Annotated in this window: 25 protein-coding genes; 7 read left to right on the top strand and 18 right to left on the bottom strand. The window is 49.6% G+C overall.

All coding sequences use genetic code 11. The features are described 5' to 3' along the window. Positions 1 to 143 precede the first annotated feature (143 nt). Together acpS and ACLIN2_RS02840 are read right to left on the bottom strand one after the other, a co-directional pair. Positions 144 to 530, bottom strand: a complete 387-nt coding sequence (gene acpS / locus ACLIN2_RS02845; RefSeq protein WP_411503182.1) for a holo-ACP synthase — start codon at positions 528 to 530, stop codon at positions 144 to 146. 145 nt (positions 531 to 675) lie between these two features. Beyond that, positions 676 to 843, bottom strand: coding sequence for a gamma-type small acid-soluble spore protein (locus ACLIN2_RS02840; RefSeq protein WP_092270910.1), 168 nt, complete (start codon positions 841 to 843; stop codon positions 676 to 678). Positions 844 to 1066: 223 nt separating this feature from the next. Here ACLIN2_RS02840 and ACLIN2_RS02835 point away from each other — a divergent pair, with 223 nt between their 5' ends. Then, entirely contained in the window at positions 1067 to 1315 is a 249-nt protein-coding gene (locus tag ACLIN2_RS02835; protein ID WP_092270907.1) for a glutaredoxin family protein, read from the top strand. 135 nt (positions 1316 to 1450) lie between these two features. Here ACLIN2_RS02835 and ACLIN2_RS02830 read toward each other — a convergent pair whose 3' ends face one another. The 6 genes from ACLIN2_RS02830 to pstB (ACLIN2_RS02805) all read right to left on the bottom strand — a co-directional run bounded on the left by ACLIN2_RS02830 (position 1451) and on the right by pstB (ACLIN2_RS02805) (position 7211). Continuing rightward, positions 1451 to 1786 (bottom strand): ArsR/SmtB family transcription factor, encoded by a 336-nt coding sequence (locus tag ACLIN2_RS02830; protein ID WP_092270904.1) that lies wholly within the window; start codon positions 1784 to 1786, stop codon positions 1451 to 1453. A gap of 92 nt (positions 1787 to 1878) precedes the next feature. Further along, a complete protein-coding gene (locus ACLIN2_RS02825) occupies positions 1879 to 3498 on the bottom strand; it encodes a GMC family oxidoreductase (RefSeq protein ID WP_411504508.1) in 1620 nt (539 codons plus the stop codon). A 10-nt stretch (positions 3499 to 3508) separates the two neighbouring features. Further along, positions 3509 to 4108, bottom strand: a complete 600-nt coding sequence (locus ACLIN2_RS02820) for a gluconate 2-dehydrogenase subunit 3 family protein (protein ID WP_411503181.1) — start codon at positions 4106 to 4108, stop codon at positions 3509 to 3511. A gap of 6 nt (positions 4109 to 4114) precedes the next feature. After that, positions 4115 to 4507, bottom strand: a complete 393-nt coding sequence (locus tag ACLIN2_RS02815; protein WP_092270898.1) for a hypothetical protein — start codon at positions 4505 to 4507, stop codon at positions 4115 to 4117. A gap of 500 nt (positions 4508 to 5007) precedes the next feature. Further along, positions 5008 to 6300 carry an arsenic transporter gene (locus ACLIN2_RS02810; RefSeq protein ID WP_411503180.1) on the bottom strand — a complete coding sequence of 431 codons (1293 nt, stop codon included), beginning with the start codon at positions 6298 to 6300 and terminating at the stop codon, positions 5008 to 5010. Between the two features lie 158 nt (positions 6301 to 6458). Further along, positions 6459 to 7211 carry a phosphate ABC transporter ATP-binding protein PstB gene (gene pstB, locus ACLIN2_RS02805; protein WP_122925711.1) on the bottom strand — a complete coding sequence of 251 codons (753 nt, stop codon included), beginning with the start codon at positions 7209 to 7211 and terminating at the stop codon, positions 6459 to 6461. A 210-nt stretch (positions 7212 to 7421) separates the two neighbouring features. Here pstB (ACLIN2_RS02805) and ACLIN2_RS02800 point away from each other — a divergent pair, with 210 nt between their 5' ends. Continuing rightward, positions 7422 to 9446 (top strand): methyl-accepting chemotaxis protein, encoded by a 2025-nt coding sequence (locus ACLIN2_RS02800; RefSeq protein ID WP_411503179.1) that lies wholly within the window; start codon positions 7422 to 7424, stop codon positions 9444 to 9446. Between the two features lie 185 nt (positions 9447 to 9631). Here the strand turns inward: ACLIN2_RS02800 and pstB (ACLIN2_RS02795) are convergent, their stop codons facing one another. From pstB (ACLIN2_RS02795) to ACLIN2_RS02780, 4 genes are all read right to left on the bottom strand, one after another. After that, positions 9632 to 10405, bottom strand: a complete 774-nt coding sequence (gene pstB / locus ACLIN2_RS02795) for a phosphate ABC transporter ATP-binding protein PstB (RefSeq protein ID WP_092270886.1) — start codon at positions 10403 to 10405, stop codon at positions 9632 to 9634. Positions 10406 to 10418: 13 nt separating this feature from the next. Next, positions 10419 to 11309, bottom strand: coding sequence for a phosphate ABC transporter permease PstA (gene pstA, locus ACLIN2_RS02790; protein WP_092270883.1), 891 nt, complete (start codon positions 11307 to 11309; stop codon positions 10419 to 10421). A gap of 1 nt (position 11310) precedes the next feature. Further along, positions 11311 to 12201 carry a phosphate ABC transporter permease subunit PstC gene (pstC, locus tag ACLIN2_RS02785; RefSeq protein ID WP_092271058.1) on the bottom strand — a complete coding sequence of 297 codons (891 nt, stop codon included), beginning with the start codon at positions 12199 to 12201 and terminating at the stop codon, positions 11311 to 11313. 262 nt (positions 12202 to 12463) lie between these two features. Further along, positions 12464 to 13414 (bottom strand): phosphate ABC transporter substrate-binding protein, encoded by a 951-nt coding sequence (locus ACLIN2_RS02780; protein WP_411503178.1) that lies wholly within the window; start codon positions 13412 to 13414, stop codon positions 12464 to 12466. A gap of 160 nt (positions 13415 to 13574) precedes the next feature. On the opposite strand from ACLIN2_RS02780, the gene ACLIN2_RS02775 reads away from it, so the two are divergent. Then, the gene (locus ACLIN2_RS02775) at positions 13575 to 13769 is read left to right on the top strand and encodes a DUF378 domain-containing protein (protein ID WP_327932412.1); all 195 of its coding nucleotides are present in this window, start codon (positions 13575 to 13577) and stop codon (positions 13767 to 13769) included. Positions 13770 to 13842: 73 nt separating this feature from the next. Here ACLIN2_RS02775 and ACLIN2_RS02770 read toward each other — a convergent pair whose 3' ends face one another. The 5 genes from ACLIN2_RS02770 to ACLIN2_RS02750 form a co-directional block, all read right to left on the bottom strand. Next, on the bottom strand, positions 13843 to 14388 hold the full coding sequence (locus ACLIN2_RS02770; protein ID WP_092270872.1) for a GerMN domain-containing protein: 546 nt from the start codon (positions 14386 to 14388) through the stop codon (positions 13843 to 13845). A gap of 12 nt (positions 14389 to 14400) precedes the next feature. After that, on the bottom strand, positions 14401 to 16101 hold the full coding sequence (locus tag ACLIN2_RS02765; RefSeq protein ID WP_411503177.1) for an N-acetylmuramoyl-L-alanine amidase: 1701 nt from the start codon (positions 16099 to 16101) through the stop codon (positions 14401 to 14403). A 201-nt stretch (positions 16102 to 16302) separates the two neighbouring features. Continuing rightward, a complete protein-coding gene (locus tag ACLIN2_RS02760; protein ID WP_092270867.1) occupies positions 16303 to 16728 on the bottom strand; it encodes a hypothetical protein in 426 nt (141 codons plus the stop codon). Between the two features lie 93 nt (positions 16729 to 16821). Continuing rightward, on the bottom strand, positions 16822 to 17079 hold the full coding sequence (locus ACLIN2_RS02755; RefSeq protein ID WP_122960114.1) for a hypothetical protein: 258 nt from the start codon (positions 17077 to 17079) through the stop codon (positions 16822 to 16824). 148 nt (positions 17080 to 17227) lie between these two features. Continuing rightward, on the bottom strand, positions 17228 to 18874 hold the full coding sequence (locus ACLIN2_RS02750; RefSeq protein WP_400586868.1) for a peptide ABC transporter substrate-binding protein: 1647 nt from the start codon (positions 18872 to 18874) through the stop codon (positions 17228 to 17230). A gap of 553 nt (positions 18875 to 19427) precedes the next feature. Between ACLIN2_RS02750 and ACLIN2_RS02745 the strand changes: the two genes are divergently transcribed. Beyond that, the gene (locus ACLIN2_RS02745; RefSeq protein ID WP_411503176.1) at positions 19428 to 20627 is read left to right on the top strand and encodes a macrolide family glycosyltransferase; all 1200 of its coding nucleotides are present in this window, start codon (positions 19428 to 19430) and stop codon (positions 20625 to 20627) included. Positions 20628 to 20844: 217 nt separating this feature from the next. Here the strand turns inward: ACLIN2_RS02745 and ACLIN2_RS02740 are convergent, their stop codons facing one another. Next, positions 20845 to 22473 carry a peptide ABC transporter substrate-binding protein gene (locus ACLIN2_RS02740; RefSeq protein ID WP_122960111.1) on the bottom strand — a complete coding sequence of 543 codons (1629 nt, stop codon included), beginning with the start codon at positions 22471 to 22473 and terminating at the stop codon, positions 20845 to 20847. A gap of 365 nt (positions 22474 to 22838) precedes the next feature. Here ACLIN2_RS02740 and ACLIN2_RS02735 point away from each other — a divergent pair, with 365 nt between their 5' ends. Genes ACLIN2_RS02735 through ACLIN2_RS02725 form a run of 3 tightly spaced genes read left to right on the top strand, consistent with a single transcriptional unit; the run spans position 22839 to position 23916 of the window. Further along, the gene (locus tag ACLIN2_RS02735; RefSeq protein ID WP_092270853.1) at positions 22839 to 23063 is read left to right on the top strand and encodes a TIR domain-containing protein; all 225 of its coding nucleotides are present in this window, start codon (positions 22839 to 22841) and stop codon (positions 23061 to 23063) included. After that, a complete protein-coding gene (locus ACLIN2_RS02730) occupies positions 23060 to 23674 on the top strand; it encodes a hypothetical protein (RefSeq protein WP_411503175.1) in 615 nt (204 codons plus the stop codon). The genes ACLIN2_RS02735 and ACLIN2_RS02730 overlap by 4 nt, the downstream gene beginning before the upstream one ends. Further along, positions 23671 to 23916, top strand: coding sequence for a hypothetical protein (locus ACLIN2_RS02725; protein WP_092270847.1), 246 nt, complete (start codon positions 23671 to 23673; stop codon positions 23914 to 23916). The genes ACLIN2_RS02730 and ACLIN2_RS02725 overlap by 4 nt, the downstream gene beginning before the upstream one ends. Positions 23917 to 23970: the final 54 nt, after the last annotated feature.

Raw genomic sequence — 23970 nt, 5'->3', positions numbered from 1 at the left:
GGACAGGCACATTCTTCTAGGTGAGGATGTGATATCGCTTGGATCGGCTTCAAGACTTACCCTTCCTGTGTAAGAGCAGGTAGTCCCTCCTGATCTACGCGATATAAATGTATGTCCATCCTCGTCCCAATATGCAGACAAGTTTACAGCTTTTCCAATACAACCTGTGCAACCGCATGTGACTGGCTGTGGGTAATACTCAAATGGACTCTCACCTGTGCTGCGTCTAATCCCACTCTGCTGTAAACGGCTGCGTCAAACGTCATCTCAGGCTTGCCGCCCGGGGCTGGCAATACCTCCATGTCGAGAAAGCTGACTCCCTCTCCGATCCCGGTACCTAATGCTTTCGCACCTGCTTCTTTCGCTGCATACCGTCCTGCGACGAATTCCGTTTGTCTCGTCAGCGATTTACCCGCAAGCAGCTCTTTCTCGCGAGGGGTGAGAAAACGGCTTAACGCTTTCGGCTGTCTTTTTAGCAGCTTGTCTATACGTTCGATTTCAATCATATCCAGTCCGATTCCTATAATCATTGTTCCATAACGCTCCTGTCTTCTTCTACTGCAGTCAACGTACCACTCCCCATCATTGTTGGCAAGCCACTTTGATGCCAACCCTTATTTACCTGAGTAACGAAAACAACCCCCGCATATCGCGAGGGTTGATTGCCGTGAGCTACTACTCAGTAGCTTGGCCAGCTTGTTGACCAGATTTCGCAGCGGATTGTTGGTTCTGACGGCGAACCTCAGACACGTTAGTCTCGCTTGCGAATTCAGTAGCTGTATTTTGCGCTGCTTGCGCGTTTTTCGCTTGATTCATACCAGCTTGTTTGTTTTGTTTAGGCATCGTTCCATTCACCTCCTCGACGTCACTGAATATAATTTGTACCGCTCCCCCCTCAGGTATCCGCCCCTGTTTTTTCCAGTTTACAGGCAAAAAAAGAACGAATATGTGCAAGCTAAGTGTACAGGACATCTGTGGAAGTGCCGACGCAGGCAGGAATTGTCCCGTAAAAGGCGAAAGAATGTTTTCGATTTCGATTCTACACGTTGGAAAGGAGTGTCGTCCCATGGCGAACACCGTTATCATTTACACACAAACTACCTGCGGACCATGTCAGGAGGAAAAGATGTGGCTCACCAGCCAGCAGGTTGCCTTCGAAGACAGAGACATTCGGAAAAACGATGCCTATTTTCAAGAAGCCATTAGCCTCGGTGCCAGCATGACGCCTGTTACTCTGATAAAAAAAGAGGATGGTGAGGATATCATCATTCACGGCTTCGACAAGGAAGCACTGAAAGAAGCTTTATCGTTGTAATTTCTAAAGGGGAGCGACCACACTCGGTGGTTTGCTCCTCTTTTACGTTCGCCTGTAAATTCTTCCTCAGTCCTTTGTTGATAAATAAAAAAAGCGCAGGATCGGGTAGATCCAACGCTTTCCAAAAAAGACCGATCAGCCGAAAGAAGGCTCGTTCTCGACTGATTTTTGTTTGATGACAGGCGACATGTCCGGTAGATGAGAAAGAATCTGCTGAACTGCTGGAGCGCACTCCGTATTAACTGAGTAGAAAACCCACGGTCCTTTACGGCGTTCTTTTACCAAACCATGTGTTTTTAACTTCGCTAAGTGCTGAGAAACAGAGGGTTGGGAGGTTTGCAGAATCTCCACGAGATCACGGACACACAAGGACTGAACTTGCAGGAGAGCCATGATCGTCAGTCGCGTCTTGTCACCAAGCAGCTTATAAACCTCGGACAAAAACAGTACCTGCATTAAATCCATTTCCATACTAACCCACCTTTGCCTTGCTTATCTGTTTCCCAGTATACAATATGTTTTGTTCGGTGGGGAAGATATGAACGTAAAAGTTCCGTGAAAGCTCATGAAAGATCCTGCCTTTTCATGGCCTCAATCAGCTTGTCCGCAGTGCGTGCAGCCAGCGCCATTACTGTGTTTGTCGGGTTGCTTGCCCCCGATGTTACGAAGGTCGATGCCCCCGCTATGAAAAGGTTGGAAATGTCGTGAGCTTGTCCAAATTCGTTGACGACCGAGCTCGCCGGGTCATTCCCCATCCGGCACCCCCCCATTAGATGAGCCGTATCTGAGACGACATGCTCCGGGGTTCCCCCCATCGCTTCCACAATCTGTTTCATTTGCCCAATCGCATGTTGATAGAGCAGACGGTCATTTTCCTGGTAGCTGAATGTAACCTTGGGAATCGGCATGCCGTACTCGTCTTTTTCCCCGCTTAGCGTAACCGCATTGCCTGGATGAGGCAGCACTTCCCCTACCAGTGTCACACGTGCGTACATGTTGTAATCCAGCATGGTTTCCCGCAGCTGTTTCCCCCATAAAAACGATCCATCCTCGCGCTCCGCCGCAATCGCCCCAGCCATCCCCACCGGCCTCGCACCGTGTGCATTCAGTGTATAGCCACGGGCAAAGCCTCTGTCGCGATCTGTTTCATAGAAATGCTGGGTCAACGCTAGAACAGGTGTCCCTTTGTACGGCCGAACCTCTTTGGGCAATCTGCCATACACATCGTGACTGGAGTGAGGCATAATCGCTTTTCCTACCCAGCCGCTGGAATTAGCCAACCCGTTTGGAAAACGCGAGGTCGCAGAGTTCAGCAGCAGCCGCGGCGTCTCGATCACGAACCCGGCCAAAATGACGACACGTGCCATTTGGCGGTGCGTCAAACCATCGTGGTTGAAAAGAACACCACTCACCCGGTCTCCAGCCATCAAAATTTCCGTCACCATACAGTCAGACAGAACCTCTGCCCCCTCTGCAATAGCTTTGGGAATATGGTGAACCAACCCGCTGTATTTGGCATTCGGCATACAGCCTTGGTTGCAGAAGCCGCGGTTAATGCAGGGCGGTCGCCCATCAAATGGGGCAGACAGGATCGCAAGCGGCGCCACTACGCTCTCGTACCCCAGCTTTTCACAGGCTTCCCGGAATAGCTGGGAGTTGGCACTGATCGGCTCGCGCACCGGGTACGGATACGGCCCCTGAAAAGCGCCCCACGGAAAATAGGACGGGCCGGATACCGCGATTTCCCGCTCGATTTTGTCGTAATACGAAGCGAGATCGTGGTAGGTAATCGGCCAATCCTCTCCTACCCCGTCCACCGTCTTGGTCTTAAAATCACTTTCATGAAAACGGAGGAACACACCGGTAAAATGCACGGTCCCCCCTCCCACTCCACGGCCTGAATTGTTATGCCCAAGCCTGAGAGGATCCTTTCCCGTTACGAGCCGGGTCTCTTGCCAAGCCAGCCTGCGCATGGAAAGCTCATCACTGGCAAAATCGCTCTGCGGGTCCCAGAATGGCCCAGCCTCGATGACGACGACGCGCAATCCCGCTTTCGCCAGCTCATGGGCAAGTACGCCTCCTGCCGCTCCTGCGCCGACAATGCACACATCGCATTCCTCTGCATATTTGCGGTTATCCAAGCTGCTCGAGCGATATCCGTCGTAATGATCGCTGTGGTGCATGACCCGGTCGTCACTTGCCATTTGCCTTCGCCTCCCATGGATCAGTCAAACCTTTCTCCACCCGGACGTACCCGCGTGGATACGCTGGACCGCCATAGCCGATATCGGACCAGACCAACGGGTGAGAATAATAAGCGGATACCGTATCGTGCAGAAGTTGTTTGAAAAAATCAGAGGGGACTACTCCCGCCCACGCTTGTGGATCCTTGGCCTGTCCTTTGGAAACAGCTTGCAAAACAGCCTGCTGCTCCTCGTGCCCAGCTCCCATGAAGCCTTTCCCATACATCGCGTGACTCTCCGCATCTACCCCTGCCAAGCCGAGTCGATACAGCTGTTTTTTCGGCGGTACCCCGACTTTTCGTTGTGACTCTCCGATGGGACTCGCTGCCGAATCATCCAGATGCTGCGTCACGAAGGTCAACACTTCCAGCCGATGCTCGTTGACCAGTACGCCGACAAGGGTTTGCAGGAGGAACGCTTCCTCTTTGGTAAAAAACTGATGGGCCACCTGCGGCGTTTTTCGGGAGCCTACGATTTTCTTGGTGTGACCGTCCCATTCCGTGTGCTGATCCCACACGTCATATGTCGGGTAGCGACTTTCCTCAGCCATTTACTGTCACCCCCAATACAGGGCAATAAGCCCCAGTGCTGCAACTGCCGTCATCAAGAGCGGCAAGATAATCGGCGGACCCACCTGGAAATTCTGCCCTTGCGAAAATCCGCCGACGCGCTGCCCGACACCGACCGTATGCAAATAGGCTCCAAAGACTCCCCCTGCCATCCCTACGACCATCATGAATGCAAACAGCCACCGCAGCCATCCGGCATTTTGGAACGATAGAATAATAGCTGTCACCGCAAACAGCGGCAGCTCAATGACGGGCAGCCACATGGCCCAATGGCGGAAATTTTGACGGGAGTGAAACAGCGTGACTTGAACAGCAATCATGGCAAAAGCAAGTCCTGTAAACAAAATGAGGACACGTTCGATTGGCCAACCATGCCACATGGAAACTTCCTCCTTTACTGAGTTGTGCCTATTTTTTCCTTGGGTTGTGTTTCCTATTCTTGGGGGCGGGGGAGGAAAAAGAAGAAAAAAACTGCGGCTAGTAGGGATACTGCATAGGGGATTCACTGGCCGGTTCCGTTCAAAAGAGGAACCGCGTCCAAAAGCAGCCTGCTCTGGACGCGTTCGCACGTTGGACGCTGACTGTTCCTCTTTTGGCACTTCACCTCGGGGGTGTCCCTAATGCCTCCGTTTTTTTCTTCTTTTTCCTGGCGTACTTATCGTTTTGTGGGTGTCTCATAGTAGAGAAAGGACAAAAAAACTGCGGCTAGTACGGACACTGCTTGGAAGATTCACTGGCCGGTTCCGTTCAAAAGAGGAACCGCGTCCAAAAGCAGCCTGCTCTGGACGCGTTCGCACGTTGGACGCTGACTGTTCCTCTTTTGGCACTTCACCTCCGACAAACAAAAACCCGCTGACTCGTTTCGCCAGCGGGTTTGCTCCTAGTAAAACCATTTCAATGTCAAGTACAGCCCAAGCAGGGTGATCAATAGAGTCGGCACGGTGAGGACGACTCCTGTTTTGAAATACTGCCACCACGTGATTTTGACATCTTTTCTGCCGAGGACGTGGAGCCAGAGCAGGGTGGCCAGCGAACCGATCGGGGTGATTTTGGGGCCAAGGTCGCTGCCGATCACATTTGCGTATATCATCGCTTCGCGCATCACGCCTTCTGCTCCTGTAGATCCGATCGCGAGGGCATGAAACATGACCGTCGGCAGGTTGTTCATCACAGAGGATAGGATCGCTGAAATGAAGCCCGCCCCGACCGTTACAGCTAATAGACCATGATCCATAAGCACATCCAGCAAATCCTTGACCAGATCCGTCAGCTTCGCATTGTGCAATCCCCAGACAACCACGTACATGCCAATCGAGAATATGACGACGACCCACGGCGCTTCTTTGACGATGCGGCGCATTTGGATCACCGGACTGTTTTTGGCAGCCAGACAAAAGATGAGCGCGGCTCCCGTGATAATAAAGGACACAGGTACGTGAATCGTCTCGCTGAAAAAAAATCCGACCAGCAGCATAGCGAGAATTGGCCAGGACAATCGAAACAGCTTGAAGTCGCGAATCGCTTCTCTCGGACTTTTTAGCAGGTTCAAATCCACCTGAGCGGGAATGCTCTTGCGAAAGAAAAGAAACAGAACAGCAAGACTCGCACCTGCTGAAAACAGCGTTGGCAAAACCATCCGTGACGCGTATTCGGCAAAGCCGATCCCAAAATAATCGGCGGACACGATGTTGACCAGGTTGCTCACTACGAATGGCAGCGAGCTCGTATCCGCAATAAAGCCACTCGCCATCACAAAAGCCAGCACCATCTTCGGATTGAGCTGCAGGGCTCGCACCTGCGCCAGTACGATTGGCGTCAAAATCAGTGCCGTCCCATCATTGGTAAACAGGGCGGAAACGATGGTGCCCAATAAAATCACGTAGACGAACATCAGGCGTCCGTTGCCTTTTGCCAATCTGGCCATGTGCAGAGCCGCCCACTCGAAGAACCCGATCTCATCTAAGATAAGAGAAATGATGATGATTCCAACCAGGGCGAAGGTTGCGTTCCAGACAATCGAGGTAACTTCCCCGACATCCGCAAATGACACCACTCCCGTCGCAAGAGCCAGGATCGCTCCCCCGACAGCAGGATAACCAATCGACATTCCGCGCGGCTGCCAAATGACTAAAGTCAGCGTTGCTAAAAAGATAAGAATTGAGATCCAGACCACTTACTATTTCCCCTCTGTTTCACTCTCTCGTTTCATTTCGGCCATACCATTAGAAAACTTGGCTATACCAAGCCTTCTGGCGGGTCCTTAGTTGCCCTTATACTGAAAAAGAGCAGGCCTCAAAGAGCCCACTCTTCCTACCTTACTACAATTCACATTTATCCGAAACGTCCAGTAATGTAATCCTCTGTACGTTTATCGCACGGATTTTGGAAAATCACAGGCGTCGCGTCAAACTCGACCAGCTCTCCATTGAGGAAAAAGGCCGTCCTGTCAGAGATGCGTGCCGCCTGCTGCATGTTGTGCGTCACGATGACGATCGTGTAGATGCTCTTCAGCTCTTCCAGCAGCTCTTCGATTTTCGCCGTCGAGATGGGGTCGAGTGCCGATGTCGGTTCGTCCATCAGCAAAATTTGCGGCTGCACAGCCAAAGCGCGTGCAATGCACAGACGCTGCTGCTGCCCACCTGAAAGACCTGTCGCAGGTTTTTTCAGCACGTCTTTGACTTCATCCCACAGAGCGGAGGCCCGCAGACTGTTTTCCACGATTTCATCAAGCTTATACCGATCGGTCAGCCCATGCAGCTTGGGACCGTACGTGATGTTGTCATAAATGCTTTTCGGGAACGGGTTTGGGTGCTGAAACACCATCCCGATGTTTTTACGCAAGCGTTCTACCTCGACACCCGAGCTGTAGATGTCCTCGTCAAACACTTTTACGCTACCTGTAATCTTTGTATTGGCAACCGAATCGTTCATCCGGTTCAACGTCCTCAAAAAAGTGGATTTCCCACAGCCAGATGGACCAATCAAGGCAGTGATGGAGTTTGGTTCCACATCGAGATTTATATCGTAGAGGGCCTGCTTATTACCGTAGAAGAGGTTTAACTCTCGAACTGCAATCACACTCATACGGTCTTCGCTCCTTCGTCAATGGCGTCATTCGTTACTCATTCACTATAGCTTGCCTTTGTTATGGCTATGTAAGGTCTGTATTAAGTTTTCTTAAAGATTTCAGCCCAGGTAAAGATCTGGTAAATATTACTGCCAAACCATATACGCTCTACCCGGCAAATCCTACAATAAGGCTGAACGTTTTGTCATATAAGGGGAGAGCACGTGATGCTGAGAAAAAAACGTAACGGCAATTCGTCTATTCATTACCGCTCCATCTTCACTCGGCTGTTTTTCGGAACAATGGCAATGGTCGTCGGCATGATGGCCATCGCAGCATTTTTTATCAGTTCTCAATCCGAAGCCATGCTGAATGAAAAAACTCGCCAGCAGTTGCTAGACGCCACCAACACCGCCATGCAGAAAGCCAGCAGTCGCGTTCATACCATCGAATCTGCCCTGCAATCCTTTGGTTCCTCGTACAAAAACAGCAAGCTGTCAAACGGCCAGATGTTTGGTATCCTGACCGACATCGTCACGGCCAACCCAACGATATCAGAAATCCAGGTAGCAAAAACCGATGGAAGTTACTTAACGTTTCCCGGATCCCCACTGTCGAGTGATTACGACCCGCGCAAAACGGACTGGTTTGCGGGAGCACTAGAAAAGAAATCGACCTTTGTTTCAGACGTCTTTCAGTTTTCCCAAACGGAGTTTCCCAAGATCGCCGTCTCCCTCCCACTGCTTAACGAGAATGAAGAGTCTGTCGGTGTGATTGTCGCGTTCCTCTCCGTTCCCAAGCTAAGTGAGTTCATCGGGGAGATCAGACTAGGTGACACCGGCTATGCCATGATCGTGGATCGACTGGGCAAGCTCGTTGCCCATCCGGACAAGACTTACGCACTCAAGCGACCCGCGATGGACCAGCTCAGCATCGTCAAAGATATGCTTTCCGGTCAAGCGGGCTTCGAACAAGTGACCCTGCAAGGAGCCGAGTACTACGGCGCCTACCAATTCGACAGCTCCCTCAAATGGGGAATGATCGTCGTCCAATCGGTCGCAGAGATAAAGCGTGAGGTCCACACTCTGCAGCTGACGATACTCGCTGTCTCAATCGTCGGAATCGCGGCACTGGCTGCCCTCCTCTACGTATTCGTCCGCAAGATTGTCACACCGGTGAAAGAAGTTCAACAAAAAATGTCGTCTTTCAGTAAGGGAGAACTATTCCAAACGATGCAAGTGCAGACCAATGATGAGATCCGCCAGCTTGCCGACAGCTTTAACAGCATGAGCAGCCAGATCCGGTCGATCATCGGCAAAATCCAGCACGTCATCGTAGACGTCAAACAGGTGGCTCATCATGTCGGCAACGGTTCTCGCCATTCCCACGCGATGCAGAGCGAAGTCGTGGCTGTCTCGGAGCGCCTTTCACAGGAAATGGATCAACAGCAGCTGCAGATAGAGGGTATCCATACGACCATGTCCGGCATCACAGCGGAAATATCCCGGATCACGGAATCGATGGAAGCGGCCGTCCTGCAAAACCACGAATCCCGCAAGCAAAGCGTCAAAGCCTCTTCTTCTATCGATGCTTTAAAGGAAAACATGCAGAAGATTTCAGACGACATGAAATCCTCGCTGCATGCGATGTCTGCCATGAAGGATAGCATGGTGGATATCCGAGACATTCTCCACTTGATTTCGCAAATCTCCAAAAGAACCAAGCTGCTGTCCTTCAATGCTCGGATTGAAGCATCGCGTGCGGGTCAAGCCGGTTTGGGCTTTGGAGTCGTAGCAGATGAAATCCGACAGCTGTCCGAGCAAACGGAAGAAGCAACCGCACGTATTGAGCAAGTCATCCAATCCGGAGAATCACGCATGGAGCGCGTCTCGGATTGCTTGGAAATAACGGATCAGGCGACGATCAGCGGCATTCACACACTCCACCAGGCGACAGACATCTTTCAGCAAACGGTTCGGATCAGCGAAGCCATCACCACCCAATTTGAAACGATCCGTGAGCTCTCTGCTTCCATACACGTACAGAGTCAATCCATCCAGGAGAGAGTAGACACTCTTTCCTTGTCGGCACAGGAAGTCGTCTCTGGCACACAGCAGGCCGTTGCCTCCAATCAGGAGAGCCTGTCACTGTCCGAGCAGTTCCTGCATGATTCGGAACGACTGGCGGGCATCATCGAAGATCTGGAACAGGAAATCCGCTTCTTCCGCACAGAGGAAAAAGCAACTGCCTGAGTATAGGAAAAACAGTATAGAAAAAACAGCTCCATCCACGAGCAAAAGATCGCTTGGGATGGAGCTGTTTTCTTGACTCGGCGGGCATTCTTTGTCAATTCCGAGGGCTGCATAGGTGTGGAAGTGTTCCCTATCCACGAAAAATGGCTTCTCACTAGAAAGACCAGTGAAAAGCCATTTGATTCTCATCCAAAACGTCCGCTGATGTACGCTTCCGTTTTTTCATTTTCAGGTGAAGTGAATATTTTCGAAGTCTCATTCATTTCTACGAGCTCCCCTAGCAGGAAGAAAGCCGTTTTCTCGGAGATACGAGCTGCCTGGTGCAGGTTGTGCGTCACGATCACGATCGTGTACTCTTCCTTCAGCTGCATGACCAGCTCCTCGATCTTCATGGTGGAAATCGGATCGAGTGCTGAGGCTGGCTCATCCAATAGCAGGATCGTTGGCTGCATCGCGATCGCACGTGCGATGCACAGTCGCTGCTGCTGCCCACCAGACAGGGAGAGTGCCGAGTCCTTCAGCCGGTCCTTCACTTCATCCCACAAGGCTGCCTTGCGAAGGCTGCTTTCTACCAGGTCATCCAGCTCGCGTTTGTCTCTCATGCCGTGAAAGCGAGGAGCAAAGGCAATGTTCTCATAGATGGATTTGAAAAAAGGATTGGCGCGCTGGAAAACCATTCCAACCACCTGACGCAGCCCTTCGATATTGACCTGCTCGCTATTTATGTCGATGCCGTCTACCACAATCGAGCCTGTCACACGGCAAGACGGTACGAGGTCGTTCATTCGGTTCAAGCTGCGCAAAAGCGTCGACTTCCCGCATCCGGACGGACCGATAAAAGCTGTCACCGAGTTGCGCTCAATATCCATGTTAATATTGTTAACCGCACGCTTTTCTCCATAATAAACGGAAACATCGCGAGTTTGAATAATCGTATCTTGCATGGTGAGTACGGACATAGCTTCACCCTCCTTAGTTGGATCCCGACGTCATCTTTTTGTACACCCACGTGCCAAACCAACGCGCGGACAGGTTAAAGAGCAGGACCGCAATAATCAGAACGGCAGCAGCACCATCAGCAACATCACGCGCATCTGGCGTCAAGCCCTCGCTGTTTACTTTCCAAATATGCACCGCCAAAGTTTCTGCCGGACGGAAAGGATTCAGCGGCGAAGTTGGGCTGTTCCACGAAAAGTCGGTGAAATTCAAGTTAGGTGAAGACATCCCCGCTGTAAAGAGCAGGGCAGCTGCTTCCCCGAACACGCGGCCGGAAGCAAGGATCGCACCGGTGAGGATTCCTGGAAGTGCTGCTGGTAAAATAACGGATACGATCGTGCGCCATTTGGTAATCCCTAAAGCCAGACTCGCTTCCTTTTGGCTGCGAGGTACGTTGCGCAGGGCGTCCTCTGTCACGCGAACCAATAGCGGCAAGTTAAACACCGTCAGCGCCAATGCGCCGGAAAACAGGGTGTAGCCCCAGCCCGTCATGTTTACGAAAACGAGCAAGCCAAACAAACCAACAACAATAGACGGAAGCGACGACAATACTTCTATGCTCATCCGGATAAACTGGGTAAACTTGTTATCCGGTGCGTATTCAGCCATATAGATACCTGCCCCGATCCCGATCGGCAATGCGATCAGCATCGTCAAAACCAGCAAGTACAAGGAATTGAACAACTGTGGTCCAATCCCGCCCCCTGCATTCACAATGTCAGGAGGAGACGTGAGGAAGTCCAGATTGAGCTTGTGCCAGCCCTGGGTCAAAATAAAACCGAGCAGGCCAATCAGCGTACCGATGATCAAGATCGCAATCAGGGTGAGAATGACCGTAGCAGCACGGTCCATGACTCTTGCTCTCATTTTATTTCACCGCCCTTTTTCTACCGAGAAGTCTGAGGATCATGATGAAGATAAAGGACATCGCGAGAAGCAGCAAAGCCATTGACCAGAGCGCGTTGTTGTAAGGAGTTCCTTGGATCGTGTTCCCCATGTTCAGCGTAATTCCACTTGTCAGTGTGCTGATTGGGTCCAGGAGACCTCCTGGGAGCTTTGTCGTATTACCAATGACCATCTGTACGGCCAGCGCTTCCCCAAAAGCACGAGCCATCCCCAATACCACCGCAGTCAAGCAGCCAGGCAGGGAGGAATGCAAAACTACATTCCAAATCGTTTGCCAACGAGTAGCTCCCAAAGCCAAGGACGCATTCCGCAAATCCTGTGGTACTGCCTCGATCGCATCAGTCGCTACACTCGTAATCGTAGGAAGAATCATCAATGCCAGTACCAGTCCCCCCGCCAGAAGGCTGAAGCCCAGTACGTCAAACTGTTCTCGAATGAATGGGACAAGCAAGCTAAGTCCAACATAACCGTAGACAACGGAAGGAATACCTACCAGAAGCTCGATAACAGGCTTCAGCACCTTTTTACCGAAGTTCGGGAAAATCTCTGTCATGAAAATTGCGGCTCCGATACCCAGTGGAGCAGCGATAATCGCCGCAAGCGTAGTAACCAGGAACGAGCCTAAGATGAAAGGAAACACTCCGAATATGGCCGGTTCGCCCTCTGGATCCCATTTTACTTTTGTCAAAAATTCACTGATGCTTACTCCATTCACAAAGAACGTGGAAAGTCCTTTGGAAGCAATGAAATAGGTGATCGACAAGACAACAATGACCAGCAAAGCCGCACATACCATAGCCACGGTCCTACCGGTTACATTCTCTGTAAGCTGGCGTTTGTTGTACGTCAGCATTTTTCTCGCTATCAGAGATTGACGCTCGCTGTCAGACTTTTTGCCATTCACGACCTTTTTATCTACGATGATCGTTGACCCTTCACTACGACGGTTCATAATCTCCCTCCCTAGAAAAACCACTTTAGAAAACTTGGCTCCTCCAAGCTTTGTGGTGGAGCCTTAGTTGCAGTTAAATTGTAAAAATTTTACTGTACAAGCAAAATGAGGGGTAAGCGCCCCCCCACCCCTCTATTTTGCTTTTATCATGCGGTCATGAAGCTTATTTTTGTGTTACTTTACCTTCTGCAGCACGTTCTACTTTCATGTCAGTGATTGGCAGGAAGCCCAGATCGGTAATGGTTTTCTTTTGAACTTCATCAGACAGGATGTACTCGAGGAAAGCTTTTGCATTGCCAGTTGGTTCGCCTTTCGTGTACATGTGCTCATAAGCCCATACTGGATACTTGTTTGTCGCAATGTTTTCTGCATTTGCCTCTACGCCATCGAGTTTCAAAGCTTTTACCGTGTCATTGAAGTAGGAGAGTGCCAGGTAGCCGATTGCGCCAGGTGTTTCCGCAATGATTTTGCGTACTGTACCCGAAGAATCCTCGGTAATGCCTTCAGCTTCTTCTTTTCCGTCCATAGCAAACTTGTTGAAGGTCGCACGAGTACCGGAGGATTTCGGACGATTTACCAGGGTGATTTTCATGTCATCCCCGCCAACTTCTTTCCAGTTGGTGATTTTGCCTGTGAAGATGTCGATCAACTGTTGCTTCGTCAAGTTGTCTACTTTCACTTTTGGGCTAACAGCTGCAGCCATACCTACAACTGCCACTTTATGGTCGACCAGCTCGTTTGCTGGAATTCCTGATTTTTCTTCCGCGAAGATGTCGGAGTTACCGATCGTTGCAGCACCGCTTGCCACTTGGCTCAGACCTGTACCGCTGCCTCCGCCTTGTACTTGAATTTGTACGCCTTGATTCTTCGCCATATAGTCCTTGGCCGTTTGCTCAACCAAAGGCTGCAAAGCGGTAGAACCGACAGCTGTTACCGGTTCACCGGGAGATGTTGTAGTAGAACCCGAGTTAGCATCCGGTGCTGGTGTAGCTGGTTGTTCTGCAGCCGGTTGTTGTGCTGGAGCTGGAGCTGGTGCAGCATTGTTACTTCCACAGCCTGCGAGCAGCGCGCCCACAAATGTGAATGCCATAAACATTTTGCTGAGTTTTTTCATTGGATGAAAATCCTCCTTAAAGGGATCTGTTTGTTTTTTTCTCTCTTACAAGTACAAACTATACAGGTCGAATGTTGTTGTTTTGTGTTGCGATTGTTAAGCTTTTTTAAAGATGAAGCCTTCTTGGACAAATGACATTTTTACTGGAGGTAGACCGAGTATGAACAAATTTGTCTTGCTGCTTGTCATAATCGGCGCACTCAATTGGGGGATCTTCGGTCTTTTTCAAATCGATCTGATAGCCACGCTCTTCGGCGGTGCAAGTACACTGCCGAGCCGTATCGTCTACACCCTCGTTGGACTGGCGGGGATCTACGCCATCAGGTACTTGGTCGGCGATCGCGAAACTACCTGATCGCCTGCTCGCATAACAAAAAGCGGCACAGCCCGATGAAAATGGCTGTGCCGCTTTGCTATGCGTCTTCTATTTAGTGATCCCGAGTCAGCGGTTCGGTAACATCCACATGACCCATCAAGGAATCCACCTTTTTTCCGTCTTCCAAAATCACGATGCGCTCGACTTCATCGAATTGAAACAAAGCTTGCTTCAAAGCATCGAGTGCCATGGATTCGCCGCTCGAGCCCAGATTGTACTGGTTCTTGCTGTCCGCATCGATCGTCAAGGTTCCCTTATCAAAGGTAACCGAGTGATAGTGGAAGTCAGACCAGAGCGAGACATGCTCGTCCGGTTTTTGAGGCTTTGCCAACAGCTCGATCGTTTTTTTATACTTCTCGATATCTTCGGCAAAGGTAATTTCCTGCTTCTCCTCTTGCAATTCCATCAAATTATTATCGGAATAGTAAGCGGAAATACTTTGTTTGGTCAGCTTCGGCTCGTTAGTCGTTGGCGTTTGATTCGAGCCGGAGGACTGTTCGGCGCCAGTTGGCTGTGGCGCTGGCTCCGCCTTTTGACCGCAACCTGCGACGAGCGCAGTGGCCAGAACTGCCACCCAAATCATATGACGACGTTTCATCGAAAGCCTCCCTTACTGGTAAGACAAATAATATTCTCGAATAGCTGCTACAAGTGCCTGCGCAATCTTATCCTGGAAGGCAGGGTTGGTCAGCTTCGCATTTTCTGTTGGGTTGGAGAGGAAGCCTGTCTCTGTCAAAACAGCGGGCATCTTCGTATTTTTAATCACGTAATAGCCTGATGGCTTGTACCCCCGGTCAGTAAACCCGGTTGCCCCCTGCAGATGCTTGTGCACGACTTGGGCAAAGGTCTTGCTGTTCGCATTATAGTAGAAAGTCTCCGTACCACCTGCCGTCGGTTTTGGGAAAGCATTAGCGTGGATCGACAGGAACAGGTCGGCATTTTGCTCGTTTGCGATAGCGACACGCTCAGACAGCTCGTAAAAAACATCTGTCGTACGAACGGGAACCACTTGAAATTCCTTATACTGCTTGAGAAGCTCTACGACCTTATTGGAGACGGACAATGTATAATCCTTCTCGTGGTTGCCGTATGTGCCCAATGAGCCGGGGTCTTTACCGCCGTGCCCCGCATCGACGACAATCAGGAAGCCCGTTTTTTGCGGCTTCGCTGTCAGCTTCACCTCAAGGCCGTCATCCGTATACGTTACATTATACTGACTCTTCTGGTTCAGCTCAATGACGACCCGAACGGTGTCAGGCGATTGGCTGTACTGACTGTACCGAACGGAGGCGATCAACGGCTTTTCTTCAGGCTCGTCCGAAGCGGCAGCTTGTTCTGACTCGGTAAACTGCTCAGAATCTTCATCCAATGCTTCATCCTGATCTTCATCCGCGTCTGCATCTTCATCTACAGATGCAGCTGTGTCGCGGTCTTCCACTTTTCCTACTGTCACAACTCCATCATCACTTTGACGGCTCAAATCCTGCAAATCGTCATCGAGCGTCGTTTGTGGCAGGTCGAGTACGATCCGGTTCGGGCCTTCCAGCACAAAGGATTGTGCCCGAATAGGCTTTGACGTGCCGATTCGCACCAGGTCGCCATCCAGGGAGACTTCCGTCATCTGGTTTTGGCGTTTGATCTCCAGTGAATTTTTGTTCTCATTCCAGGTAAAAGAGCCTCCCAGCTCTTTCTCCAGCTGCTCTACAGGAAGGACTAGCTGGTCATCAACGGTTTTTCCGCGCTCAGGTCTTTCCCATTGAAAGCCTTTCAGCCCCAATTGATCAGCAACCGCTTGTGCAGAGGCGTACAGCGTGCCGTCCATCTGGTACAGACTAATCGCTTGCTCTGGTTTGTTGCCGTTGATTTCGACTTGTGGGGTTTCATTGGCAATGACCGTGCGAGTGCTGTTGTCCCATCCTACGGTAACTCCCAGTGACTCGCCTACAAAACGCAAGGGCAAAAGCATGCGCTGCTTGGAAATGACGGGTGCCGTATCCAGCTTCACTTGTTTGCCGTTTACTTGCGCCGTTTTGGAGTCGAGAGTGAGGGTGAGTTTTTGGCTTCCCCTCGTAATCGTTGCCTTTCGAGCAGCTGCGTCCCAGTCTACATCCGCACCAAGCCCTTCAGCGATGACACGGACGGGAACGAGAGTCCGACCGTTTTTAATCTCAGGCGGAACCTCTGGGGAAACAGCTTGTCCACCGATCATGAGGTTGACGGTCTCCTCCCCGGCACTGCTTGCCGCAGCCCACCCTGGGATGCACAGCAAAAGCAGCAGTGAAAGCAGCAGAGGGTACAATCGTCTTTTCATCCTGACCTCCTCCGTGATGTCGTTTGGTTTCGTTGGCTTCAGGAATTGAGCAACGTTCACCATTCTATTAGACGCTACTTGATCTGTAAAGTTTATAGGCTAATGGAACCAAAATCGTCACAAAATGAGAAAGACCGTCTTCACTCGACAGCGAGACAGTCTTCCACGACTCTGTTTCTCCCTTTTCGACAAGGCTTTGGCTTACCAGAACAAACCGCGTCTTTCCCTTCTACTGACCGTTTCCACCTGCTTGTTGCCCGTCAGCATGCTCAGACCACCATTTTGCAGGAATTGCTGGATCATGGACATCACGGCAGGGTTGGAGAGCACCTTGATCGAATCCGCGACCTTCGGGTTTTTTAGTTGTGGGAATGTGCTGCTCAGATGCGGCAAAAGAGGAAGCAGATCTTCTAGAGCAAATACGGGCTTCGCTTTTTCCGCTGCCTTTGGAGTAGTGACCGTCCTGCGCGGTCCGAACAGGATACTCCCCCGTCTTTGGCCGCCGCTTGGGCGTGAACTCAGCTTTCCCAGCGTGCTCTTCATTTCCTGTAGCTCTTGTCGCACCTGATTCATCTCGCGCATCATTTGCTCGTTGGTGCTGCTGTGCTCACGAGCCAGCTTGTTCATCGTCTCTAGCAGATGGTTTTGGGAGACGCCGGGCTTCTGTCTCTTTTTCGACTTGACTGCGATAGTCCCACCTCCCTCCCAGTTTTCTAACCGTTACTTGAAGCGTTTTTTCAGGTTGTTCAGATCATTTGCGTCGAATCCCTTTTTGGACAGCTTGTTCATCAGGCTACCTACGTTTTCGGTCTTCGCCATCGAACGGAATTGGGCAACGTAGCGGTTCAGCTCTTGGTCCGTAAAATTTTTGCCCGACTTCTTGCCCAGATCACGAATCACTTCCTTCAGGCCAGCATCGGTCTTCAGCTTATCCTTTGGGATGGACTTCACAAAACTGAGCAGTTTTCCAATATCCATAGCGAATCCCCCTTAAATGACAGTTTGTTCCCTTTCACTCTATGTCAGGAGCCTTCTAATGGATTGGTCATCTGTCCATGAATCTGTAAAAAAACCTATAAAAAAAAACAAAGCCCCGCTTGTAGGCAGGGCTTTGTCCTTACGTTTCTTATTGAGTGATGTCAGCGTTTTTGTAGTCGATAGAACCGAGACCATCGATAACAATACCGGTAACTTTATCGTTTTGTACCCAGGAATCTGTGTAGAAGTAGATTGGCATGATCGGCATATCATCCATCAGGATCTGTTCAGCCTGAGCCAGGATTGCTTTACGCTTTTCTGGATCTTGCTCCAGAGCGGATTGGTTCAAGAGCTCTTTGTACTTCGGATTTTCCCAGTTGGTGTCGTTGTTGCCACCTTTTTTGTCTTTGTACAGCTCCAGGAAGTTGATTGGGTCGTTGAAGTCACCCAACCAGCCCATACGACCGATTTGGAAGTTGCCTTGGTGCAGGTCTTCCAGGTAAACTTTCCACTCTTTGTTTTCGAGCTTCACGTCTACGCCGAGATTTTTCTTCCATTGGTCTTGGATGGCTTCTGCGATCTTTTTGTGCGCTTCGGAAGTGTTGTAGGACAGAGTGATAGTAGGCAGCTTGGTGATGCCTTCTTCTTTCATACCTTCTTCCAGCAGCTTTTTCGCTGTTTCCAGATCGTTGTCTTTGAAGTAGCCGTCTGCTTTCAGTGCCATGGATGGTGGTACAGCACCAGTTGCAGGGATTTGACCTGTTTGCAGTACGTTGTCGATCAGAGATTGACGGTCGATTGCAAAAGTAAACGCTTTACGGATTTTCACGTTGTTGAATGGAGCTTTTTCGGTGTTGAATTTGTACCAGTAAGTACCCGCGATCGGTTGGGTTTTCATCTTACCGGAATCTTTCAGAGCTGGGATCGCATCTGTTGGCAATGCGCTGGTAGGTGCACCTGCCCAGTCGAGTTCGCCGTTGTCAAACATGGAAAGCTCGGTATTCTCGTCCTCTACCATGGAGAATTCGATCTTGTCCATTTTTACATTGTCTTTATCCCAGTAGTTGTCGTTTTTCGCCAGAACCAGCTTGTTTTTGTGCTCCCAAGCTTCCAGTTTGAAAGGACCGTTACCTACGTGAGTAGCTGCTTCAGCTGCCCATTTTTCGTTGCCTTCCACTACTTTTTGGTTCACTGGGTAGTACGTATAGAAAGCAGTCAGCTCCGTGAAGAATGGAGTTGGGTTTTCCAGGGTAACTTCCAATGTTTTGTCGTCTACCGCTTTTACGCCAACATCTTCAATCTTCGCTTCGCCTTTGTTGAATTTCTCACCATTTTTGATGTAGTACAGCTGGTAAGCATAGTTGGAAGCTGTTTTTGGATCCAGAGCGCGTTTCCATGCGAATTCGAAATCTTTCGCTGTTACAGGATCGCCGTTGCTCCATTTTGCATCACGCAGCTTGAACGTATATGTTTTGCCGTCTTCGGAAACGGTGTAGCTTTCCGCAGCGGCTTCGTGTACTTTACCGTCTCCACCAGCACGAGTCAAACCTTCAAATGCAGCACGAACGATTGTACCGGAAGTGGAATCTTCCGCGATACCAGGGTCAGCTGTAGGCGGCTCAGAGTGCAGGTTGATTTTCAATACTTTAGGACCAGCTGCAGGTGCTTCTGCTGCAGGTGCGCTTCCTTGGTTAGCGTTGTCCGCTGGTTTTGCTTCGTTGCTGCTGCCGCAACCTGCGAGCGCTGCACCAAGTACGAGGATGGAACTCATTGCTACGAAAACATTCTTTTTCATGCCATTTATCCCCCTTTTCTAAATCTTTTATCAATATACATCCTTTTATATTATTTTTAAACATGTTTTAGATTGATTTAATAAATTTTTATTTATTTATAAAGATAGTTAATCAATTATAAAAAATAATTTATCGAAAAAATAAAACGGAAAGAAATTCCTACTGGATAAAAACCGTAATAAACGCTGATTTCATGCGGTTTTTCTGCTGTATTCGATTTTCGTCAGACCCCTTGCAACTATTTACCACGCTAAGTATTCTTTTATAAAGAATAATCAACAATATATTCTGTCTACTCTGACCATTTATTGATTGCAAATGGTCACGGCAGCAAAAAGTTGAATTATAAACAAAAAAGAGCGCTCATGGCCCTTTACGCCCCTTTATCACCCATGCTTCCGAGACCGTCCACACCGAAAAACGCACTGGCGGCAGCAAAAAGCGCATGGTGTATAATGGAAGAGAAAAGAAACGCGGCTTCCTGCTAAATCGGTTGCCGCTTTGTGGTACCCTATAACGAAAAATATGTGCTGCTCATGAAAGGTGATGGCTATGGCACGCGTATTATTTATTAACGGAGGTTCCGAGGGGCACATCAACCCAACCCTCGGTGTCGTCCAAGAGCTGATCCGACGCGGCGAAGAGGTGGTTTATTTTACAGCGGAACCCTTTCGCGATCTCGTGGAGCCAACTGGCGCAAAAGTGATCACGTTTGATGTGAGTAAATTCATAGAAGCGTTCGTTGCCGGAGGGCGAAGCTTTTGGGGTCGAATAGGTGGCCTGCTGCGTACCGCCGATCTCATCATCCCCAGTGTTCTGGAGCAAACGCGCGGGCAACAGTTTGATTACCTCATTCATGACTCGATGTTTGGATGTGGACGTCTGCTTGCACAAATCCTGAACCTGCCGGCAATCAATTCGTGTACAAGCTTTGCCATGCAGCCAGAGGTCTTTGACGGTATGCGAGAGTCCCTCTCACGCCATGTTTCGGCAGAAGAAAATGAACGTGCGAGACAAGAATTCCTCCAGCTGGTCGATGATGTGCAGGCGAAGTACAACGTGCAAGTCGGTTCCCCGTTCGATATATTTTGCAATCCTGCCCCGATGACAATCGTCTACACGGCAAAAGATTTTCAGCCCTATGGCGAGAGCTTCAATGAGTCGTACAAATTTATTGGCCCTTCTCTTGCTTCTCGTCCGCACGAGCCCTTTGATTTCTCTCATGTGAACAGCGATCATCTGATTTACATATCACTCGGTACTGTGCTCAATCAAGCCGTAGACTTTTACAAGCTCTGTTTTGCAGCATTCAGCGATACCAAGTACACCGTCCTGCTATCTATCGGAAAACAAACGCAGCTGGAGCAATTAGGAGACATTCCTGCGAATTTTATCGTTTGGGACTACGTACCTCAGCTCGAGGTTCTGCAGCACGCCAAACTGTTTATTACACACGGCGGCATGAATAGCGCCAACGAAGGATTGTACTACGGCGTGCCGCTGATTGTCATTCCTCTTGGCTCCGACCAACCGATTGTGGCCGGGCGCGTGACTGAAGTAGGGGCAGGTATTCAGTTAAATATGGAGGACCTGACTGCGGAGAACCTCAGAGAAGCTGCGGATCGCGTGCTTCAGGATACCTCCATTCGAAGAGCCAGTGCAGAAATAGGCAAGTCGTTCCGTGAAGCAGGCGGGTATGAGAGAGCCGTCGAGGAGATTTTTGCGTATAAGCGCAGTCTCGGTATCGAGTGAGAAATAACAGCAGAAAATGATCAGCGGCGCGTCTGGGGCTTGATTTTCTAAGTCTTGACGCGCCGTTTTTTCGCGTTAGAAAACTTGGCTCCGCCATGCTTTTGGTGGAGCCTTAGTTGCACTTATACTGGCTAAGAATCTTATAAGTTCTTACTGTACAAAAAAAGAGAAGAGCCTCTCAGCCCTTCTCTCGCTTGCGCCATGCGCCAGTATGCTCTTATTGAATGTCTGCCCATTTCCAGTCGATGAAGCCCAGACCGTCCACAACGACTCCTTTTACATTGTCGTTCTTCACAAAGGAGTGTGTATAGAAGTAGATTGGTGCAGCAGGCATTTCGTCCATGAACAGTGTTTCTGCTTCTGCCAGGATTTGCTTGCGTTTTTCTGGATCTTTTTCCAGAGCGGATTTGTTGAGAAGCTCCTGGTACTTTGGATTTTCCCAGTTGGTGTCGTTGTTTCCGCCTTTTTTGTATTTGAACAGCTCCAGGAAGTTGATCGGGTCATTGAAGTCACCCGTCCAGCTGGAACGTGCGATCTGGAAGTTACCTTGGTGCATGTCGTCCAGGAATACTTTCCACTCTTTGTTCTCCAGCTTCACATCAACACCGAATGCTTTTTTCCATTGGTCTTGGATCGCTTCTGCAATTTTCTTGTGGCCTTCAGAAGTATTGTAGGAAAGAGTCAGGGTAGGCAGCTTGGTGATGCCTTCTTCTTTCATACCTTCTTCCAGCAATTTTTTCGCAGCCTCTACATCGTTGTCTTTGAAGTAAGGCTTGTCAGTAACCGCCATGGTTGGAGGTACGATCCCCATCGCTGGCTGTTGGTTTGCTTGTGTTACGTTGTCAATGATGGTTTGACGGTTGATCGCATAAGCAAATGCTTTACGGATTTTAGCATTATTGAACGGTGCTTTTTCCGTATTGAATTTGTACATATACGTACCCGCAATCGGAACGGTTTGCATTTTACCGGAATCTTTCAGAGCCGGAATGGCATCAGTAGGAAGTGCGCTCAGTGGAGCACCTGCCCAATCCAGATCACCGTTGTCGAACATGGACAGCTCTGTATTTTCATCCTCTACCATAGAGAAATCGATTTTGTCCAGTTTTACTGTATCTTTATCCCAGTAGTTTTCGTTTTTCACGAGAACCACTTTGCTTTTATGCTCCCACGTTTCCATTTTGAATGGTCCGTTGGCTACGTGTGTTTTTGCTTCGCCAGCCCAGTTTGGAGTGGATTCCACTACCTTTTGGTTCACTGGGTAGTATGTGTAGAACGCAGTCAGCTCGAGGAAAAATGGCGTTGGGTTTTTCAGCTTCACTTCCAACGTTTTTTCGTCTACTGCTTTTACGCCTACGTCTTCTGCTTTTGCTTTGCCCAGGTTGTATTCCTCAGCATTTTTCAGATAGTAGAGCTGGTACGCGTAGTTGGATGCTGTTTTCGGATCCAGAGCGCGTTTCCAGGCAAATTCAAAGTCTTTTGCAGTGACAGGATCGCCATTGCTCCATTTGGAATCACGCAGGTGGAAGGTGTAGGTCAGGCCATCTTCGGATACGTCGATTTTTTCAGCAACGGATTCGTGTGGTTTGCCATCTTCACCAATGCGAGTCAGACCGTCAAAAGTCGCGCGCAGCAGTGCGCCGGAAGTAGAATCCTCCGCCAGTGCTGGGTCCGCTGTAGGTGGTTCACTGTGCAGGTTCATACGGAGTACTTTTGGACCTGTTTTTTCTTCATTGGCAGCTTGTCCGCCTTGTTCGCCGGCTTTGTTATCTCCGCCGCCACAACCAGCCAAAGCTGCACTCAATACGAGAATCGAGCTCATTGCTGCGAATACACTTTTATTCATAGTTTTTTGACCCCCTCTAATGTACGTAAAAAAACCTCAACTGAGGCATGCTCAAAGGTGAGCGACCGCATCCTGCGTTTCGAAAGCGGTTTCGCTTTAGAGTTCCTACGCGGTAAAACCAGAAGAAAAATTCGGGCGACCGCAAGCTACAAAAACAATATACAATATTTTTAGTCATATTAAATTGAATTTAACTTTGTTTAATTATGTTTTATTCGATCATCAAATTATGTAAAGGGAAATAAATAATGTCTTTGCCATTTTCAGTATCCCTCCCAGCAAAAAATCTATGCAAACCGCTCTCCTTGCTCTAAACTAACAGCAATACATATGGAAAGTATTGGTTGCCGGGAAGGAGTGGCAGCATGGGCCATCGGCAAAAGCCAGAAATTTTCATCGGTTCCTCCGTAGAAGGTCTCCCCGTCGCTTACGAAATTCAAAACGCACTGGAGCACGATGCCGACTGTATCGTATGGCCGCAGGGAGTATTCGAGCCAGGCAGTGTCACGTTGCACGATCTCATCGGCATGACCAGACAAGTGGATTTCGCCATCTTTGCCTTTACACCCGACGACCTGACACGCTATTGAAGCTTTTCCCTGCGAAAATCGGTTCTGCGTGCCATCTCATTCGCCGTCAGCTGCAAAAGCTGGGGCCGATCCAGCAGGGTGTGTCGGAAAAAGAACGCGAGCGATACGTACTGACATTGGAATCTCATGCCCGCTTCATGCTCTCGGCGATTGAGTCCAGCGAGCGGATGATTCCCCGGATTCATTCGGTACTGGGTGCGCTCCACAATGAATTTAGTCCCCTCGCTGATTTTCGCGTAAAGGGGACAACCCTATTCCAGCTGACTGAGGACGGAAAAGCTCTCGTGCAAATTGGCTGCTCGGGTGCCATAAAAGACCATGCAAAAACGTACCTTTTGGAATACAATGGTAGTAACCCACAAGATCGCAGTTATGTTGTAGACTCATTCTTAAGCAATCAAAAAGTGATTTCGTACACCGGAAAAAAGTACGGACATGAAAAAGAGCTGATTCTCAGCTTTACGGTTGCGAAAATTTTCGTCTTTACGATTCATCTGCTGGCCAAAGACATCTCGCTTGCGCTGCCTGAAATCGCAGACGAGCTGATTCGCATCAATGAAGATCTCTTTTATTACTTTGAAACCATTCTCGAAAGGGGAACCCTGCCATGAACTCTCGAAAAGCGCATGCACACATGACAGTAGCCGGCCGAGTCAGACCCGTTTCCAGACACGTCTCTCGCCAAGTATGGCGTTCGCTTTTGGCACAGCGCGCGAGAAAAGTTCACGGACAAATTCCTCCTCTCCAAGGTGTGATTTATCACAATGGACCTTCTGTGCTGGATCCGGAGGAAGGCATCGTGGTCATCGCGACGAAGGAAGCTGGTTTCAAGCGCCCCCGCTACATCGGTTAATGATTTTGCTCGCAAAAAAATAAAGCAAGGCCTTCCCCAGGAGATTTGCTCCTT

The organism is Brevibacillus centrosporus, from assembly GCF_046622605.1.
Classification (GTDB): Bacteria; Bacillota; Bacilli; order Brevibacillales; family Brevibacillaceae; genus Brevibacillus; species Brevibacillus centrosporus.
Note: the sequence above shows the minus strand (reverse complement) of the source record. Positions and strands in the feature narration are given on the sequence as shown.